This window comes from Halobacillus sp. ABA4_118 (genome assembly GCF_056160205.1).
On record NZ_JBSWWS010000001.1, the window covers coordinates 3768001 to 3783377 of the forward strand.

General features: G+C 47.0%; 18 protein-coding genes. 8 read left to right on the forward strand and 10 right to left on the reverse strand.

Annotated features, from left to right (window positions below; all coding sequences use genetic code 11):
• The first annotated feature begins 50 nt into the window (after positions 1-50).
• Complete coding sequence (locus tag ACXAGL_RS19355; protein ID WP_474968874.1) at positions 51-620, forward strand: DJ-1/PfpI family protein; 570 nt, start codon at positions 51-53, stop codon at positions 618-620.
• A gap of 36 nt (positions 621-656) precedes the next feature.
• Here the strand turns inward: ACXAGL_RS19355 and ACXAGL_RS19360 are convergent, their stop codons facing one another.
• Both ACXAGL_RS19360 and ACXAGL_RS19365 read right to left on the reverse strand, forming a co-directional pair.
• Positions 657-1589, reverse strand: a complete 933-nt coding sequence (locus ACXAGL_RS19360; protein WP_474992243.1) for an oxidoreductase — start codon at positions 1587-1589, stop codon at positions 657-659.
• Between the two features lie 229 nt (positions 1590-1818).
• Complete coding sequence (locus ACXAGL_RS19365) at positions 1819-3192, reverse strand: copper amine oxidase (RefSeq protein ID WP_474992244.1); 1374 nt, start codon at positions 3190-3192, stop codon at positions 1819-1821.
• A 147-nt stretch (positions 3193-3339) separates the two neighbouring features.
• Here ACXAGL_RS19365 and ACXAGL_RS19370 point away from each other — a divergent pair, with 147 nt between their 5' ends.
• Positions 3340-4644, forward strand: a complete 1305-nt coding sequence (locus tag ACXAGL_RS19370; RefSeq protein WP_474992245.1) for a glycoside hydrolase family 113 — start codon at positions 3340-3342, stop codon at positions 4642-4644.
• Positions 4645-4692: 48 nt separating this feature from the next.
• Here the strand turns inward: ACXAGL_RS19370 and ACXAGL_RS19375 are convergent, their stop codons facing one another.
• Together ACXAGL_RS19375 and ACXAGL_RS19380 are read right to left on the reverse strand one after the other, a co-directional pair.
• Positions 4693-5460, reverse strand: a complete 768-nt coding sequence (locus ACXAGL_RS19375) for an anti-sigma factor (protein WP_474992248.1) — start codon at positions 5458-5460, stop codon at positions 4693-4695.
• Positions 5450-6019 (reverse strand): RNA polymerase sigma factor, encoded by a 570-nt coding sequence (locus ACXAGL_RS19380; protein ID WP_160836010.1) that lies wholly within the window; start codon positions 6017-6019, stop codon positions 5450-5452. The genes ACXAGL_RS19375 and ACXAGL_RS19380 overlap by 11 nt, the downstream gene beginning before the upstream one ends.
• A 217-nt stretch (positions 6020-6236) precedes the next feature.
• Between ACXAGL_RS19380 and ACXAGL_RS19385 the strand changes: the two genes are divergently transcribed.
• Entirely contained in the window at positions 6237-6326 is a 90-nt protein-coding gene (locus tag ACXAGL_RS19385) for a YjcZ family sporulation protein (protein WP_035531392.1), read from the forward strand.
• 39 nt (positions 6327-6365) lie between these two features.
• On the opposite strand, the gene ACXAGL_RS19390 is transcribed toward ACXAGL_RS19385, so the two are convergent.
• Positions 6366-6830 carry a glycosyl-4,4'-diaponeurosporenoate acyltransferase CrtO family protein gene (locus ACXAGL_RS19390; protein ID WP_160836011.1) on the reverse strand — a complete coding sequence of 155 codons (465 nt, stop codon included), beginning with the start codon at positions 6828-6830 and terminating at the stop codon, positions 6366-6368.
• 168 nt (positions 6831-6998) lie between these two features.
• On the opposite strand from ACXAGL_RS19390, the gene ACXAGL_RS19395 reads away from it, so the two are divergent.
• A complete protein-coding gene (locus ACXAGL_RS19395) occupies positions 6999-7907 on the forward strand; it encodes an alpha/beta hydrolase (protein ID WP_474968879.1) in 909 nt (302 codons plus the stop codon).
• 422 nt (positions 7908-8329) lie between these two features.
• On the opposite strand, the gene ACXAGL_RS19400 is transcribed toward ACXAGL_RS19395, so the two are convergent.
• Both ACXAGL_RS19400 and gloA2 read right to left on the reverse strand, forming a co-directional pair.
• Entirely contained in the window at positions 8330-8950 is a 621-nt protein-coding gene (locus ACXAGL_RS19400; protein WP_474992249.1) for a LysE family translocator, read from the reverse strand.
• 4 nt (positions 8951-8954) lie between these two features.
• Positions 8955-9359 carry an SMU1112c/YaeR family gloxylase I-like metalloprotein gene (gene gloA2 / locus ACXAGL_RS19405; protein ID WP_474992251.1) on the reverse strand — a complete coding sequence of 135 codons (405 nt, stop codon included), beginning with the start codon at positions 9357-9359 and terminating at the stop codon, positions 8955-8957.
• A gap of 164 nt (positions 9360-9523) precedes the next feature.
• Between gloA2 and ACXAGL_RS19410 the strand changes: the two genes are divergently transcribed.
• The 3 genes from ACXAGL_RS19410 (at position 9524) to ACXAGL_RS19420 (ending at position 11886) form a co-directional block, all read left to right on the forward strand.
• Positions 9524-10630: a carbohydrate kinase gene (locus ACXAGL_RS19410; RefSeq protein WP_474968881.1), complete on the forward strand. Its 1107-nt coding sequence runs from the start codon at positions 9524-9526 to the stop codon at positions 10628-10630.
• Positions 10627-11553 (forward strand): pseudouridine-5'-phosphate glycosidase, encoded by a 927-nt coding sequence (locus ACXAGL_RS19415; protein WP_474992253.1) that lies wholly within the window; start codon positions 10627-10629, stop codon positions 11551-11553. The genes ACXAGL_RS19410 and ACXAGL_RS19415 overlap by 4 nt, the downstream gene beginning before the upstream one ends.
• 147 nt (positions 11554-11700) lie before the next feature.
• Positions 11701-11886 carry a hypothetical protein gene (locus tag ACXAGL_RS19420; RefSeq protein WP_474992254.1) on the forward strand — a complete coding sequence of 62 codons (186 nt, stop codon included), beginning with the start codon at positions 11701-11703 and terminating at the stop codon, positions 11884-11886.
• Positions 11887-11930: 44 nt separating this feature from the next.
• Here the strand turns inward: ACXAGL_RS19420 and ACXAGL_RS19425 are convergent, their stop codons facing one another.
• Complete coding sequence (locus tag ACXAGL_RS19425) at positions 11931-12764, reverse strand: aldo/keto reductase (protein ID WP_474992256.1); 834 nt, start codon at positions 12762-12764, stop codon at positions 11931-11933.
• Positions 12765-12843: 79 nt separating this feature from the next.
• Positions 12844-14040 (reverse strand): MFS transporter, encoded by a 1197-nt coding sequence (locus tag ACXAGL_RS19430; protein WP_474968885.1) that lies wholly within the window; start codon positions 14038-14040, stop codon positions 12844-12846.
• A gap of 422 nt (positions 14041-14462) precedes the next feature.
• On the opposite strand from ACXAGL_RS19430, the gene ACXAGL_RS19435 reads away from it, so the two are divergent.
• On the forward strand, positions 14463-14825 hold the full coding sequence (locus ACXAGL_RS19435; protein WP_474992258.1) for a winged helix-turn-helix transcriptional regulator: 363 nt from the start codon (positions 14463-14465) through the stop codon (positions 14823-14825).
• A 35-nt stretch (positions 14826-14860) separates the two neighbouring features.
• Here ACXAGL_RS19435 and ACXAGL_RS19440 read toward each other — a convergent pair whose 3' ends face one another.
• The gene (locus ACXAGL_RS19440) at positions 14861-15337 is read right to left on the reverse strand and encodes a GyrI-like domain-containing protein (RefSeq protein ID WP_474992260.1); all 477 of its coding nucleotides are present in this window, start codon (positions 15335-15337) and stop codon (positions 14861-14863) included.
• Positions 15338-15377: the final 40 nt, after the last annotated feature.

The window sequence follows — 15377 nt, forward strand, 5'->3', positions numbered from 1 at the left end:
GATTAAGGGAATGGACGTACTGTATTTATTCATGACAAGGAGGGTATGGAATGACTGCAAAGAAAGTGTTGATCATTACTGGAGATGCTGTTGAAGCCCTGGAAGTGTACTACCCTTATTTCCGCTGCCTGGAAGAAGGTTTCGAAGTTGACATTGCCGCCCCTCATCAAAAGAAACTGAATACCGTCATCCATGATTTCGAGGATTGGGAAACGTATACGGAAAAGCCCGGATACTTAATTGAAGCCGGAATTGCATTTGCTGATGTGACACCGGAAAATTATGATGCCTTGATCATCCCTGGTGGACGTGCTCCGGAACACATCCGCATGAATGAAGAAATTCCGGGTATGGTCCGCCACTTTTTTGAAAACGATAAGCCGGTTGCCGTCATGTGCCATGGCAGCCTTGTCCTGACGACTGTCCCTGATGTGGCCCGCGGAAGGAAAATGACCGCATATTCGGCCTGCCAGCCGGAGGTGGAGAGTATTGGTGCCGAATATATGAATGAAATGAATTATGTTGATGGGAATCTCGTATCCGGACATGCCTGGCCGGATCTCCCGAACATTATGAAAGAGTTCGTGAAGCAGGTAAAAGAAACAACCGTCCATACGTAACTATAAAAAGGACACCTTGAGAAGGTGTCCTTTTTATCAGCTTGTGACCGTGAAAGAAACTCCGGTAAGACGCTCGGATTCTGTCCAAAGTTCTTCCGCATCCACTACATCAAGGGTTTCAGTTTTCGGCTTCACGACGACAGGAGCTCCTTTCATCTCCATAAATCCTGAAGGTCCAACATAACGGCCGCCTTCAAGCTCCGGATCAGTGGCTGCGCGTATCCCCGGAAGTGCTCCTTCATAGGCACTCTGGGTGACACGTTTCAACACACCACTCAGAGCTTTGTATAAGAAACGGTCTTCAATATGACGGGCGAGATCCGTCTGTGCTCCCCCGGGGTGGGCACCAAGTGATTTGATGGATAGTCCGGCCTGATCGATCCTGCGCTGCAGTTCAAAGGCAAATAGTAAATTAGCAAACTTTGAGCGGCTGTATGATTTCATAGGGGTGTATCCTTTCCCCTGTTCAAACATAAGGTTATCAAAGTTCACAGAGCCCGATTTGTGGGCATTGCTGCTGATTGTCACAACCCGGGAGCCTTCTGTAGCGGCTAACCGTTCAAATAAGCGGGCCGTTAAAGCAAAATGACCCAGGTGATTGGTTCCGAACTGAAGCTCGAAGCCATCCTTCGTTTTACCATAAGGCGTTGTCATCACTCCGGCGTTATTCATCAAGATATCAAGGCGGTCATATTTCTCTTTGAATTGTTCTGCAAAGGAAGCGACAGAATCCAAATCTGCTAAATCCAGCTCCATTACGTCTACTCGAATATCTGACTGTTGTCTCTTTAGCAGATCGGCGGCTTGTTCTCCACGTTTCTTAGAACGTGAAGCCATAATCACTGTGGCCCCTTTTTCACCGAGGACTTTGACTGCTTCCAGACCAAGGCCTCCATTCCCACCTGTCACAACTACGATTTTCCCTTCCATGGATGGTATCGATGGAACGGACCATTCTGTTACATTCATGCTTTCATCTCCTCCTGAGTGTCCATCATTCATTGGCTCCTGAGAAAGGTACCTGGTTTAAATCATAAGACAAAGTTCATATAGAAGAAAAGAAAACGACTCGGTTGTCAAAAAATTCTAAATACATCCATAAAAAAGAGTGGTGTCCAGATAAGACACCACTCTTTTTTAATACCTTTATGGAAAACAATGTCGGGATGAGAACACCCCGCATTGGAATCTGTTCTTTTTACGCTTGATCCTGCTTACGGCGGAAACCGATGAAGGCAGCAAGAACAGCCATACCCATGGAAGCGAAAGCGATCATCCAGGCATTCAGCCCGCCATCATCACTCGTACCGCCCAAGCCGGTTTTCGGCATTTCAGATGGCATGTCGCTGGCAAACATGTCAGGATTCTGCTCCACAATGGCTCCGGATAATCCTTTTCCTACGCCGTACATGTGGCCGTATGCTTCACGTACCTGCTCATAGGCCATTTCGTAGTCACCATTCACATAGTTATCAAAAGCTCCAGTCAACTGCTGCACGTGCATCTGCAGACCTTCTGCTGTATTTTCAGCCATCAATTTACCTTCTGTTGCTGTATCAAGGAATTTGGAAAATTCCTGTCTGTACCCATCAAGAGCTTTCAATGCTTCTTCTTTCGCCTGCTCATCATCATTTCCTGTTGCTTTTACATAATCAACAAAGTAGCCGATGTGTTCGGACCACATGTCTTCAAACTGTGCACCCGCTTCTTCCCCGTAGACAGAGGAAATAGCTGCTGATAAATCTTCTGTGTTATGACTCAAAGCTTCGGCAGCTTCTTCAAAGTCCTCCGCTCCGTCGCCACCTTTCTGCATAGCGAGAACGGCAAGAGCTGCGTGTTCAGAGAGAAGATGGTTCAAGTCAGCACGGAGATCAGCGGCTGGTGTGGCCGGCGTTGTATTTTCAAACTTCTCCGGGAACTGGTCTGTAATGGCTGTTGATAATCCTTTACCAACACCGTACATATGCTCGATGCTCATACGGAGATTTTCGTAAGCTTCATCAAAATCGCCTTCCTCGTAGCTGTCAAAAGCTCCAACTAGTTGATCTACGTGCATTTGAAGCCCTTCAGCCAAGGCAGAGGCTTCTAATCTCTCTCCTGTTGCTGATTCCATAAAGGATGAGAAATCCTGTCGGTAGTCGTCAAGATTATCAAGGGCGGCCTGACGTCCCTCTTCATCATCTTCCGCTGTTGCTTTTACGTAGTCAACGAAATAACCAATGTGTTCGGACCATAGGTCTTCAAACTGGCTGCCAGCCTCTTCCCCGTAGACAGATCCGACAGCACCGGATAGGTCCTTCGTATTCGCCTGCAGGGCAGCGGCTGCCTGTTCAAAGTCTTCACCGCCTTCCAATCCTTTCTGCATCGTTACGACAGCCAGGTAGGCATGTTCAGAAAGATAATGATCCAGAGTCGCACGAAGATCGGCGGCCGGGGTAGTTACCGTTACTTTGTCCATTTGTTCATGGTCGCCATGATGGTCGGCAAAGGCCGGGCTCGCTGTAGGTATTAATAGAGCTGCTGATAGCGGAAGCGCTGCAAAAGTCTTCTTCCAATTTACTCTGTGTGTCATTGATTCATCCACTCCTCTTTGAATTGGTTTCATACAGCTAACGAGAGGAGATGATATGTGGATCACTATTTCTATGATTTTTTTTGGAAACTAGTCACCCCCACCAGGAATAACGTCTATCAAGCGCTCTATGTCAGGGGACCTGGTATGTTTTCTATCTACTTATTTCATTTCATCTGGCCTGTCACCCTGCCGGAGCAGGGGCACGCGCATACACTATTCCTAAGACAAGATCATAACCTGGAGGTTACGATAACTATGGATAATATAAACAACCCTGTGCAGCCTGGGAAAATTAAATCGGGAAACTTGTGGGTGCTGGATAATTTTAATCCGGAGCTGATTTTGAATGATATCCTCCGCCTGAACTTAAACACTGTGAATGTACCGATCCGGGTGGACATTCCCAGCCGTACATCATTAACCATGACAATCAATGAAGCTCAAAAACAAAAAGCGGTCGAATTGATTGAGGTTTTGACCAGTAAAGGGATTCAAGTGATGCTGGAGCCGTTCCCATTCATCCAAGGAGGACAGTACGGGGAAACCGAATGGAACCCCGCAGATAAAAAACGATGGTTTATGTTGTGGCAGACGACGGTGCTCAATCCTTTAATTACCACCATCGCCATCCCCTATCAAGTCTGGGGATTGAATATTGCCTCCAACCTCGTCAACTTTGAATCCATGGAATCCGACTGGGAGGCGATGATCACAGAAACGAGGCGGCAGTTTGAAGGTATCGTCGTATTGCGTACGAACTGGTGGTATACTGCATCCTGGAGTCCTCAGACACAGCAGGATTTTACAGCAAAAATCAACCGCTCTTATTGGAAGCTTGTCGATTTCATATCTATTGATGCCTGGTTTGAACTGAACAATCAGGCAGTTCCAACTGTCGAACAAATCAAAGCTTCCATGACATCCACAGAGGTTTACAACAGGAAGCAGAACGTCCTGCAGGAAATCCAGCAATTCCATGAAGTCACCGGAAAAGAGATTTATTTTGGCGGATTTAACATTCCAGCTCTTGAATATGGACTGAAGTTTCCTTGGAACGAGGCTGTTTCTCCTGTTAAATCTCCGGCTGTTCAAGCGAATGGCTGGACTGCCTACAAGGAAACGCTGGAGGACCTTTCCTATTTTCTCGGATTTTCCGTATGGGTTATCGGAAATAACGACCCGGAATATTCGTACAGAGTTGAGCCTGAAACTGCTCTGGTCATTCATGACTGGTATTATGATGACACATGCTCGGAAAAGGAGTTAGAAGAGCTGCGTCAGGAATTGGAAACTCTTCAAGGAGAGATCACCCTTCTTCAGGAACAGATTCAGGAGCTTGAGCTTGAGCGGGGGCAGTGGCTTGTAAGAGAAGGGGAACTTGTGAATCGGATTGAAGATCAACAGCAGATCCTCAATGAAATCAGAAGACTGGTCGACAGCGAAACATAACGAAAACAAAAAAGAGCTTTCCGCTTATCCACGGAAAGCTCTTTTCTATTAAAGTCCGGCTTGAAGAATAATATCTCCCTGCGGCGTTTGGTTGCCCGTCTGTGGTTCCTTCGTAATGGCAACAGCATCCCACGATTTTTCTTCATTTATCGTAAATGCTACTCCACCACTGCCGGTATCATTCGTTGTGAAAGCACCAGCCGGTTCGGGTGTCTCTCCTTCAATCAGCCATACTTGATACACTTCGCCTGGTTCCAGGTTTTCCAGATTCTGCGTTTGTACGAGAAGCTCCTGTTTAGTTTCCCGGTTTAATAACGTAGCTGTTCCAGCAGCATTGGTCCCTTCAGCAGAAGCCAGTTCTGTCTGCTGCAGCGGTGAAGCTGTACCGGATTCGCTGTCCTCCAGTTCGGAAAGAACTGTTTGGATTTCCGTAAGGCTCGATTCCAACTGTTCATTTTCTGAGGCCAGATCGGATACTTCCAGTCCAGTATACACGTTCATACCAATGGAAAGAAGCAGTCCTGCAGCCAGTACACCTGACCAGGCTTTCCACTTCACAGGTCTCTTCGTACGGACAGGTGTGTTGTCTTCCTCCTCATTTGAGAAGACTTCGTCCAATACCCTCTGCTTCATACCTGAAGGTGGTTCCGTCTGCTCCATATACGACGGCAGATCCCCCATCAAGTCTTCCAATTCCTTCAGTTCTTCCTGGCACCGGGGGCATTCGGATAAGTGTTTTTCAAACTGTTTTCGCTCGATATCTGATAATTGATCATTTATATAATCCAGGATGTGGTCACATGGTTTATCGTTCATAAACGATCCCCCCTTCTTTCTCAAGGTGCTCTCTCAATTTCTTCAGCGCCAGCCGGACACGTCCTTTGACGGTACCGAGGGGGATATCACATTTTTCCGCAATCTCTCTTTGAGACATCCCTTGAAAATAAAAGAGACAAATCATTCTCTGTTGTTCGTCCGGGAGCGTATGAACAGCTCTTCGAAGCTGATCCCGCTCCTCTTTATCTTCAATTTCCTGCTCAACGCCCGGCAGGTCTTCATGAACAGAATCACGCTGATCCCATTCTACTTCCTGAACTTTTTTCTTTCTTATTAAATCAATGGAAGCATTCCTGGTAATCGTCAAAAGCCAGCTGGAGAACTTTCCCCGCCCGCTGACATACTGACCGGCCCCTTTCCCTCTCCACAACTTCATAAATACATCCTGCATGACTTCCTCTGCTGCCTGCGAATCCTTCATCATTCGAAAGGCAAAGGAGTACAGCAATTTTTCATATCGGTCGTAAAGAACTTCAAGGGCCTCTTTATCTTTCTGCCTGATTCGTTCATACAAATCCAAGTCTGTCGGTTGGGCCATTCAGAAATCTCCTTTAAATCCATAATGATACTAGTATATCTGTTTTTATCAAATCCTTCACGTTTTATATAGAATACGGATAAAAACAAGTTTTGGATGTGTCTGAAGCAAAAAAATCATCCGCCCCGCAAAACGTGGAATTCACCGTAATGCATGATGGATGCCTTTCCCAAACAAAAACCCCCGCATAAACTAATTATGAACAGGGGGTGAGATCATGAGCTACGGATACGGAGCAGGCTTTGCGCTGATTGTTGTTTTGTTTATTCTCCTTATTATTGTTGGAGCTGCTTATGTTAAATACTAAAATGAAACGCCGGTCAGAGTGCTCCACTCTGACTCTTTTCTACTTTTGCGGAAATGCATGGAGCAACCTGTCCGAAAGACGGCTGACTCTTGCCCGGTTGTAGCGCTGAATCATGATGAAGGGCAGATTAAACAACAATGCATACATAATCATGATCCACCCCGCCCATGCTGGATTAAATAGAAAAAACAAGGGCGCAGGGAAAATCTGCATCCAGTGTGAGAGTTCCGATCTGGTAAGCTGCTCTTCCAGCTCACTATATGCATACACGTTTCTAATCGATGCCGCTGTCTTTCCTCTACCTTTGTTCACCCATTTCCTCGCTTCCGGAAGCATTGTTTTCCATCTATGAATTCCGAAAGACCGGTAAATACGCCCACGACCTTCCCAGCTCTTCGTCCTTAATAATGGATGCAGGAACCGGATAAAGGAAGCAGGTGCCATAGCTGTGATGCCGCTGACAGCTAAATGGATGAACAGCCATATAACTGCATTGAAGACCATCGATTCACCTTCTTTTCTCCTTTTCCATATACATAATAATCAAATCCTTATCAGCTGGTGCTTCTCGGGCTTCGTTTTCCCCTTTTTCCAAAGGTGTATTCACCTCAGCCGGTTTGATTAATGTAGGATATCTAAGGGAACACTACCCTAAAAAAAGAGAGGTCTTTTATGTTTATCCAGTGGATTGCTCGTCTCCTGCGTATGCTTCCTAATAAAGCAGCACGCACGTCTACCATTCAAAAACAGAAAGTAAAGAAGCGGGTCGATGTTTTAGTCGACACTTCGATTGCTCCAGTAGCGGTCACCTATTACGAACCGCTTCACTCTACCTATAATAAACCACCGGTTTATATAAACCTCCACGGCGGGGCCTTCATTATGTATAACAAAGAAATGGATGACCCGTACTGCCGGTACCTGGCTAACAGGACAGGTTGTGTGGTCATCAATGTAGAATACGGCAAAGCGCCGGAACATCCCTTCCCTGCTCCAATCATCCAGCTCTATGAAGTATTGGCCTGGGTGAAAAGCAATCCCGAAGGTCTGAACATCGACCCTGACAAGTGGATGGTCGGAGGGCAGAGCTCAGGTGCCAACATCGCTGCTGCTTTGTGTTTATACTTGAAGGATCAAGAGGAGCCTCAGCCCCTCCTCCAGGTTTTATCGTGTGCCATGCTTGATTTTGCTACCCCGTTTTCTGAAAAACCAGAACCAGATAAATGGCGTTCCAAATACCCTCAGTTCGCCCATTTTCTGAACCTCTGCTATGTCCCTGAACAAGGACAGGACGTCCATCCCTACGCATCGCCTGTTTACGCAGAGAATGTCAGCGGTGCAGCCGAAACTGTCATGATCACAGCGGAATATGATGCCTTCAAGCCTGAAGCGGAGAGATACGCGAAAAAGCTGAAAAAAGCAGGTGTCCCTGTCCATCACCGCCTATTTGAAGACTGTTACCACCTGTTCACGCATCTTGGTCCCACAGAAGCAGCCACAGAGGCATGGGATACGATCGCCGCTCACATCAGGAAGGCCGCTGCTGAATCAGGCGCACCAATCAAGCAGATATCCTCATAAATAGAAATCCCCCTCCTTAATGAGGGGGATTTCACCTTGTAGAGAAACCCCTGTTTCTTTACAAGCTTTTTTTCTTACCGCCAGGAGCGAAAGCCCCTTGCTGGATGGAGGACAGTCTTTGCTATATTCCGGCAGGCAGCCGTCATCAGCGCAGCCCATAGCGTTCTTTTGAATCTGCGAACCTGTTTACTCTCCTATTTATTCTAACCCGGCACGAGGAGCGTTCGGTGGTGATGCCTGCGGGAACAGAACCGAACGCTCCACTTGGGCAGGCGGCCTTCCTGACCAAGTCAGCGGAGGGCGTGCCCGCGGCATTCATTCACCAATAAGCGGAAAGTGACCCTTCCCACGACAAATGGACAACTCTAACTGGTTAGCACAGGCTTTTTTTACAGCCAAAAAACCCCCTCCATAAAGAGGGATTATTTTCCACTGATCATAATCTGCATGGCGATGAAACTGAAGATGAGGCCCTGGGCTTTTTGGAGCTTTCCTGTCGAAATCCGGTGAAGCACGTGCTGTTGAATTTTTTCTGCTAACACGGAGACCAGGAAGAATACAAGAAAAGCCTGGGTGATAAAAATCAATCCGAGTAAAAGCATCTGTAGAGAAACACTCCCGCGGGACGGATCGGCGAAAGGTGGAAGAAGGGCAAGGAAGAATAACGATACCTTCAGATTGAGAAGGTTCATAAGGATCCCTTTCCTGTAAAGCTTTTGGTATTTTTCCGAATTCCCCTGCGCTGCTCCATTCGCTGGTGCTCCACCCCGGAAGGATTGAAAAGCGAGAAAAAGCAGGTAAGCGGCCCCTGCATATTTCACGATTTCAAACGCCGCCGCTGATTGATAGATGACCGCTGATACTCCAAGGGCAGCTGCTGACACGTGGATCACCAGCCCAGTGCACAGCCCAAGGGCCGTAACAATCCCCGCCTTGGCCTGCTGGACAATACTTTGAGCCAGCACAAAAAGGATGTCCGGTCCCGGACTCAGTGTCAACAAAAGGGAAATCCCGATAAATGATAAAACAACAGAGGTTTCCAAAGCGTTACCTCTCCGCTCCTTCTTCGCCTGTTTCATACAGTTCCAGGGGCAGCTGATCAGGGTCCTTGAAAAAAGTAAATCTTCTTCCGGTATACGGATCAATCCTCACCTCTTCTACAACCACCCCTTTTTCCTCCAGCTCTTGTTTGGAGCGTTCCACGTCCTCTACGGCAAAAGCGAGATGTCTGAGACCTCTTGCTTCCGGATCATCCGGCCGTTCTGGTGGTGATGGAAAAGAAAACAATTCGATTTGATTTTCACCTGCTTGAAGATCGAGTTTATAAGATGCCCTTTCCTCCCGATAGTTTTCAGCTATTACCGGTAAACCGAGAATATGTACATAGAAATGTTTCGAAATTTCATAATCTGAACAAATTATTGCAGCATGATGAATTTGTTTTACAAGCATCCCATTCCTCCTCTGAGTAATCTCTTCTACTATAACGGGACAAACGATTTCCTGTCACCATTCTCTTCGAATTTTATTGACTTTTCCATGAAAGCGTTCTTATAATAGAGCAAACAAATGTTTGACTATTCAAACATTTGTTTATGAAGGGGGAATTATGATTAATGGAAAAGTTGACCACACGTGAGCGTCAGGTGTACCAGCAGATTGTCAAAAACCCTTATATATCCCAGCAGACCCTCTCAGAAGCTCTTCAACTCTCCCGTTCCACAGTAGCTAATATTATTTCCGGTCTCGTTCAGAAAAATGTCCTTCTCGGTCGTGCCTATGTGTTGAACAAATCCAGACAGATCCTCTGCATCGGAGGCGCCAATGTCGACCGGAAACTCCACACCCATGAACCGCTTCAAATGTACACATCCAACCCTGTCTATTCCCGTTCCAGTGCTGGAGGTGTGGCGAGAAACATCGCCGAAAACCTTGGAAGGCTGGGCTTTCACCCTTCGCTTATTACAGCAGCCGGCATGGACGCTGACTGGGACATGATCGAAAAAGCCTCCCGCCCCTTTATGAATCTGGAAGGTACTCTTCATCTCCCTCACGCCACCACAGGTACATACACAGCATTGATGAATCCTCAGGGGGAATTGCTTACTGCGCTCGCGGATATGGAGGTTTTCGAGGCGATTGTTCCTCCCCTTGTTATGAAAAGTGAAATAAAGATGAGGCAGTCGGAATGTATGGTTGCTGACCTCAACTGTCCAAAAGAGACGTTGGAACTCCTGCTTAGGATGAGCCGCAGTTTCTCGGTCCCCCTTGCGTTCGTTACCGTCTCTGCCCCTAAGATGAAGCGCCTGCCCAAAGATCTGCACGGACTTACGTGGCTGATGACCAATATTGAAGAAACCGAAGCTCAATTCGATATGTCCATTGACTCCAAAGAAAAATGGTACCTTGCCGCAGGTTTATGGCTGGAGATGGGCATCGACAAAGTGACCATTACCTCCGGAAAGGACGGCGTCGTCGTTGGGGAGAAGGAAGGAGGTATCCATCACTTCCCCTCTTTTTCAACAGGGGATGTCAGCGATGTGACTGGTGCGGGAGATGCTTTCTGTGCCGGTGTTTTATACGGATGGATGGAAGGCATGGAACTTCAGGAAATTATAAAAACGGGGATGATGAATGCAGTAAAATGCATTCAGTCCCCCTACACGGTCCGGCAGGATTTGACCCCGTCCCTGCTGACCCAGGATGTGGAGGAATTTGTATGAACCCTTATGTAGACATCTCCGAAGAAGTGGCTTACGCTCTGGCAGAAAACCTCCCCGTAGTCGCTCTTGAATCGACCATCATCTCACACGGCATGCCGTTTCCTCATAATTTACAAACGGCGGAGGACGTGGCTTCCATCATACGGGAGCATGGCGCTGTACCGGCCACAACCGCCATTATGGATGGAAAAATCAAAGTGGGACTCACAAAAGAAGAATTAAAGAGACTTGCCTCTGAAAAAGAAGTGATCAAAGCGTCCCGCAAAGATATTGCGTACCTTGCTGCTTTAGGAAAAACAGGTGCAACGACCGTGGCAGGGACGATGTTCTGCGCCGGTCTTGCTGGTATCTCGGTGTTTGTAACAGGCGGCATCGGCGGTGTCCATCGCGGCGCCGAGTCCACGATGGATATTTCAGCGGACCTTGAGGAACTGGCTCAAACAAACGTCGCTGTCATATGTGCCGGCGCGAAATCCATTCTCGATCTCGGCCTGACACTGGAATACCTGGAGACAAAAGGAGTTCCTGTACTCAGCTATCAAACAAATCTGCTTCCTGCCTTTTTCACAAGATCGAGCGCCTTTTCCTCCAACTATCAAGTCAATCATCCGGATGAAATCGCAGCTGTCATCGACACCAAATGGTCGCTCGGCCTTGACGGTGGCCTGGTCATTGCCAATCCTATTCCTGAACACAGCGCACTGGAAGAATCCTACATGAACCAAATGGTCGAGGAAGCTTTACATGAAGCCGGTAAGCGAAATATTACGCAGAAGGACGTTACCCCCTTCCTGCTTGATTATATCCACAAGGCGACACAAGGAAAAAGTGTACAGGCGAACATCGCGTTAATCAAATCCAATGCGGCCTTAGGAGCAGAAATAGCGGCTGCCTACCAAAAGCAAAGACATTCCGTCCAATAGATATAGCTCCTATATCAAAATGATGACATTCCCCTGCGTTTTTTTACAAATAATGGGCCGGATGCCCTGTTTCCTGTCAGACAGCACTAGGCCATCTAAAAACCGGGAATAGGAGAATATAAGTCATAAAACCCGAGGAGGATGATTATGCTGTGGCTGCTGCTCGGTATTCTGGCTGTCGTTATTGGTGTGTCGATCTATTTCGATCGAAAAAGAAGGAAACGCATGAAGCGGGAAACTCAGTCTGAGGACGCCCACCGGTTAAAGGAAACCTACTATATCGATGGAGCGGGAAGGAAATCATCAGATCCAAAGTACAATAAACAATTGTAAAAACAGCAAAAGGACAGGGATTCCCCTGTCCTTTCACTGTTTCATTAAAAATCGAATTCATCCGGATGTGGGCCGCTGCGGGCATTCTCATTGAGTGCGTCCAGTTCTTTCATCTCTTCATCCGTTAATTCAAAATTGTAGATGTTGATATTATCTTTTATTCGGGAAGGCGTCATGGATTTCGGTATGGTTACGACATCATGCTGGATATCCCAGCGCAGAATAATCTGAGCCGGTGATTGATCATGACGCTGCGCCAACTGCTGGATAACCGGGTGATCCAATAGATCCGCATTCATTAATGGAGACCATGCCTCGACTTGAATGTCGTGTTTTTCCCCGTATTCACGAACCTCCTGCTGGGTCAGTTTAGGATGAAACTCCACCTGGTTGATAACAGGCTTGACCTCAGCATAGGACAACAGATCATCCAAATGGTGGACTTGGAAGTTACTAACGCCAATCGATTTTACGCGCCCTTCTTTATAAAGGGATTCCATAGCTTTCCACGGCTGTTCATATTTCTTATTCCCCGGCCAGTGAATCAAGTAAAGGTCCAGATAGTCCAGACCCAGTTTCTCTAAACTTTCTTCGTAGGCATTGATGGTCCCTTCATAATCGAGGCCGTCATTCCACACTTTGGAAGTCACGAAAAGATCCCCGCGTTTTACAAGCCCCTCGTCTACGGCTTTCTTAATTCCATTTCCTACACTGCGTTCATTCCCATAAATGGCAGCAGTATCGATGCTTCGGTAGCCTTCCTTAATGGCTGTAATAACACCTTCCTCAAGAGCTTCCCCTTCGTCGACGCGGAAGACTCCATAGCCGATTTCCGGCATTTCCAAACCGTTATTCAATGTTTTCATATTGGTTTTCATGATATTTTCCTCCTCTTCATTGTTTGCTGTTTTCATCTGCTCGAAACTCATTACCGAAAGAAAGAGAACCCAAACATTGTTACTGTTCTACTTTTCTCAATAAACCTGTTAACAATACAGCCCCGACAACCATGATGGCACCAATCCAAGGGGTATGAATAAGACCGATACCGTCTACGATGATTCCGCCGACAAAAGAACCGATGGCAATTCCGACATTAAAGGCGGCAATGTTCAAAGCAGATGCGACATTGACTGCGGATGGGACGTATTTTTCAGCCAGGTTAACGACGAGCACTTGAAGACCGGGAACGTTCATAAAGGCAAACAGCCCCATTAGGAAGATAGCGATAAGCCCCGCAACCTTGAAAGGAGCAGCAAACGTCAACCCAAACAGGATGACGGCTTGAAACACAAACATCCAGAATAACGCCCGGAGCGGGTTTTTGTTAGAAGCTTTCCCACCTACAACGTTACCGATTGCTACAGCCACCCCATACACCAGCAGGATGATGCTGACCCACTTGGAACTGAATCCTGTTACATCTTCAAGTAAAGGAGTCAGATAAGTGAAGGCGACAAAGGTCCCTCCATATCCAAGGGCTGTAATCAGGAAAGCCAGCATGAGTTTTCCATTTTTCAGGATTTTCAATTGTTCACTGAATTTAGCAGGCGCCGCTTCTTTCAAGTTACTTGGAACTAAAATGGAACTGGCGATCATACCGACCACACCAAGCAGAGCAACTCCCCAGAAGGTGGCTCTCCAGCCGAAAGCCTGTCCAATGAACGTCCCCAGCGGAACGCCCGTGACCGTAGCAACCGTCAATCCTGTAAACATAAAGGCGATGGCACTGGCCCGTTTATGTTCAGGTACAAGATCTGCGGCTATCGTGGAACCGATGGAAAAAAAGATGCCATGAGAGAAAGCGGTAATGAAGCGCGCGACGAGAAGCAGGCCGAAACTTGTCGACAGGCCAGCTACCGAGTTCCCGATAATAAACAACACCATCAACGACAATAAAAGCGATTTACGGCTCATTTTACTCGTAAGAGCCGTTAATACAGGCGCACCGACAGCTACCCCGAGGGCATAGCCGGAAATCAAAAGCCCCGCCAGCGTAATGGATATCGATAAATCACCGGCGATGGATGATAATAAACCTACAGGCACAAATTCCGTCGTTCCAATTCCGAAGGCACTAATGGCTAAAGCAATCAGGGCAGGAGTGCCTCCTTTTGATTTAGGTTGATCAATCGTTTCTGCGTATGAACTCATGAAGAAGTCCTCCTCTTTCTTTTTGTGAGTCCGGAAAAGCAAAGGCGCCTTTGACCATTTCCGGATTTCTCTATTGAATGTCATGCACGCCCGGGGAACATAAATGGCATATCCATCGGGCAGCTAAACGGGCCCGGGCCTCTTTAACGCGGGCCCATCCCACGGGGACAAAAATGATTATGCTACGAATGAAACTTTTTAGAAAGTACGTACTTTAAAGTCACGTAGGTACTTTTTAGTAACATTTGTGCCGCCAGAGGGTTAAACCGAGACCATATCGTTCCACTTTTATGGACACCGACAAAGGAAGTCATAACGATGGAATATTCCATAGAGATATGATAAATTTTTAAAGCGTTGAAAAGAATCAAAGACGTGTCTTCCATTCATAAGGAACGTGAACCATGAAGGAGTGGACCATAATGAAAAAATACAACATCCCCGTTGAGGCAGCCCTTGAAGTCATCGGTGGGAAGTGGAAAGTCGTTATTTTATGTCATTTAATAAAGAGCGAATTACGAACGAGTGAATTGAAGCGTCTCATGCCGGGGATTACCCAGAAAATGCTTACCCAGCAGCTAAGGGAGCTCGAGCAGGACGGGGTGCTGGACCGGATGGTTTTCAACCAGGTTCCACCGAAAGTTGTTTACAAACTAACGGACTACGGCTGGTCCTTAAAGCCCGCTCTGGATATGCTCTGTGCATGGGGGGAACAGCACATCGAGAACTGCTACCCGGATAAATCCGAAGTTCTTACCGATGACCATGAATTAGAAAAAGTATAAAAAAAGGTCAATGCCGCAGCCGGCATTGACCTTTTTTATTTAATCGGAACCCACACTTCCTCTTCAGCATTTAGATCATCCACCCTGTAATCCGGCCCCAACCTCTCGAAGTGGGGGCGCACATCCACTTCATACGGAGAGTTCGGAAGCCACTCATTAAAAATAGTACCAAGGGTGCCTGCAAAGGTGTGCGCCGGTCCTTTATGAATAAAAACAGCGTACAGCCCTCCATGTATAGTAAAGCTCTCCATACCTTCCGGAAGTTCTTCATTAGATTGGGCGTGAACTGCCGCCCACCGGGTGAAGCGGGCATCATAGGTGAACGTGTTCAGGTCAAATCCTTCCGGATAAATGGATAGGTTATAAAAGCACTCGTCCTTCCGCTCTTGAATCATTTTCACCTTAGGTTTGAAGCTTTTCCACAACTCTACAGTCTTATCTTCAGTCAAGGTCATGCTCCTGCTTTCTCCTATAAGATGCATATTTCCAAGCTGAACGATTTGCGGCTCCATACGGCTTCCTCCTCTACATATTTCTACATCTTGTAACAAA

Bases quoted from the DNA above. Each gene is read 5' to 3' on its own strand.
- ACXAGL_RS19355 (WP_474968874.1), top strand. From the start codon at position 51: ATGACTGCAAAGAAAGTGTTGATCATTACTGGAGATGCTGTTGAAGCC.
- ACXAGL_RS19360 (WP_474992243.1), bottom strand. From the start codon at position 1,589: ATGAATGTAACAGAATGGTCCGTTCCATCGATACCATCCATGGAAGGG.
- ACXAGL_RS19365 (WP_474992244.1), bottom strand. From the start codon at position 3,192: ATGACACACAGAGTAAATTGGAAGAAGACTTTTGCAGCGCTTCCGCTA.
- ACXAGL_RS19370 (WP_474992245.1), top strand. From the start codon at position 3,340: ATGTTTTCTATCTACTTATTTCATTTCATCTGGCCTGTCACCCTGCCG.
- ACXAGL_RS19375 (WP_474992248.1), bottom strand. From the start codon at position 5,460: ATGAACGATAAACCATGTGACCACATCCTGGATTATATAAATGATCAA.
- ACXAGL_RS19380 (WP_160836010.1), bottom strand. From the start codon at position 6,019: ATGGCCCAACCGACAGACTTGGATTTGTATGAACGAATCAGGCAGAAA.
- ACXAGL_RS19385 (WP_035531392.1), top strand. From the start codon at position 6,237: ATGAGCTACGGATACGGAGCAGGCTTTGCGCTGATTGTTGTTTTGTTT.
- ACXAGL_RS19390 (WP_160836011.1), bottom strand. From the start codon at position 6,830: ATGGTCTTCAATGCAGTTATATGGCTGTTCATCCATTTAGCTGTCAGC.
- ACXAGL_RS19395 (WP_474968879.1), top strand. From the start codon at position 6,999: ATGTTTATCCAGTGGATTGCTCGTCTCCTGCGTATGCTTCCTAATAAA.
- gloA2 (WP_474992251.1), bottom strand. From the start codon at position 9,359: ATGCTTGTAAAACAAATTCATCATGCTGCAATAATTTGTTCAGATTAT.
- ACXAGL_RS19410 (WP_474968881.1), top strand. From the start codon at position 9,524: ATGGAAAAGTTGACCACACGTGAGCGTCAGGTGTACCAGCAGATTGTC.
- ACXAGL_RS19415 (WP_474992253.1), top strand. From the start codon at position 10,627: ATGAACCCTTATGTAGACATCTCCGAAGAAGTGGCTTACGCTCTGGCA.
- ACXAGL_RS19420 (WP_474992254.1), top strand. From the start codon at position 11,701: ATGCTGTGGCTGCTGCTCGGTATTCTGGCTGTCGTTATTGGTGTGTCG.
- ACXAGL_RS19425 (WP_474992256.1), bottom strand. From the start codon at position 12,764: ATGAAAACCAATATGAAAACATTGAATAACGGTTTGGAAATGCCGGAA.
- ACXAGL_RS19430 (WP_474968885.1), bottom strand. From the start codon at position 14,040: ATGAGTTCATACGCAGAAACGATTGATCAACCTAAATCAAAAGGAGGC.
- ACXAGL_RS19435 (WP_474992258.1), top strand. From the start codon at position 14,463: ATGAAAAAATACAACATCCCCGTTGAGGCAGCCCTTGAAGTCATCGGT.
- ACXAGL_RS19440 (WP_474992260.1), bottom strand. From the start codon at position 15,337: ATGGAGCCGCAAATCGTTCAGCTTGGAAATATGCATCTTATAGGAGAA.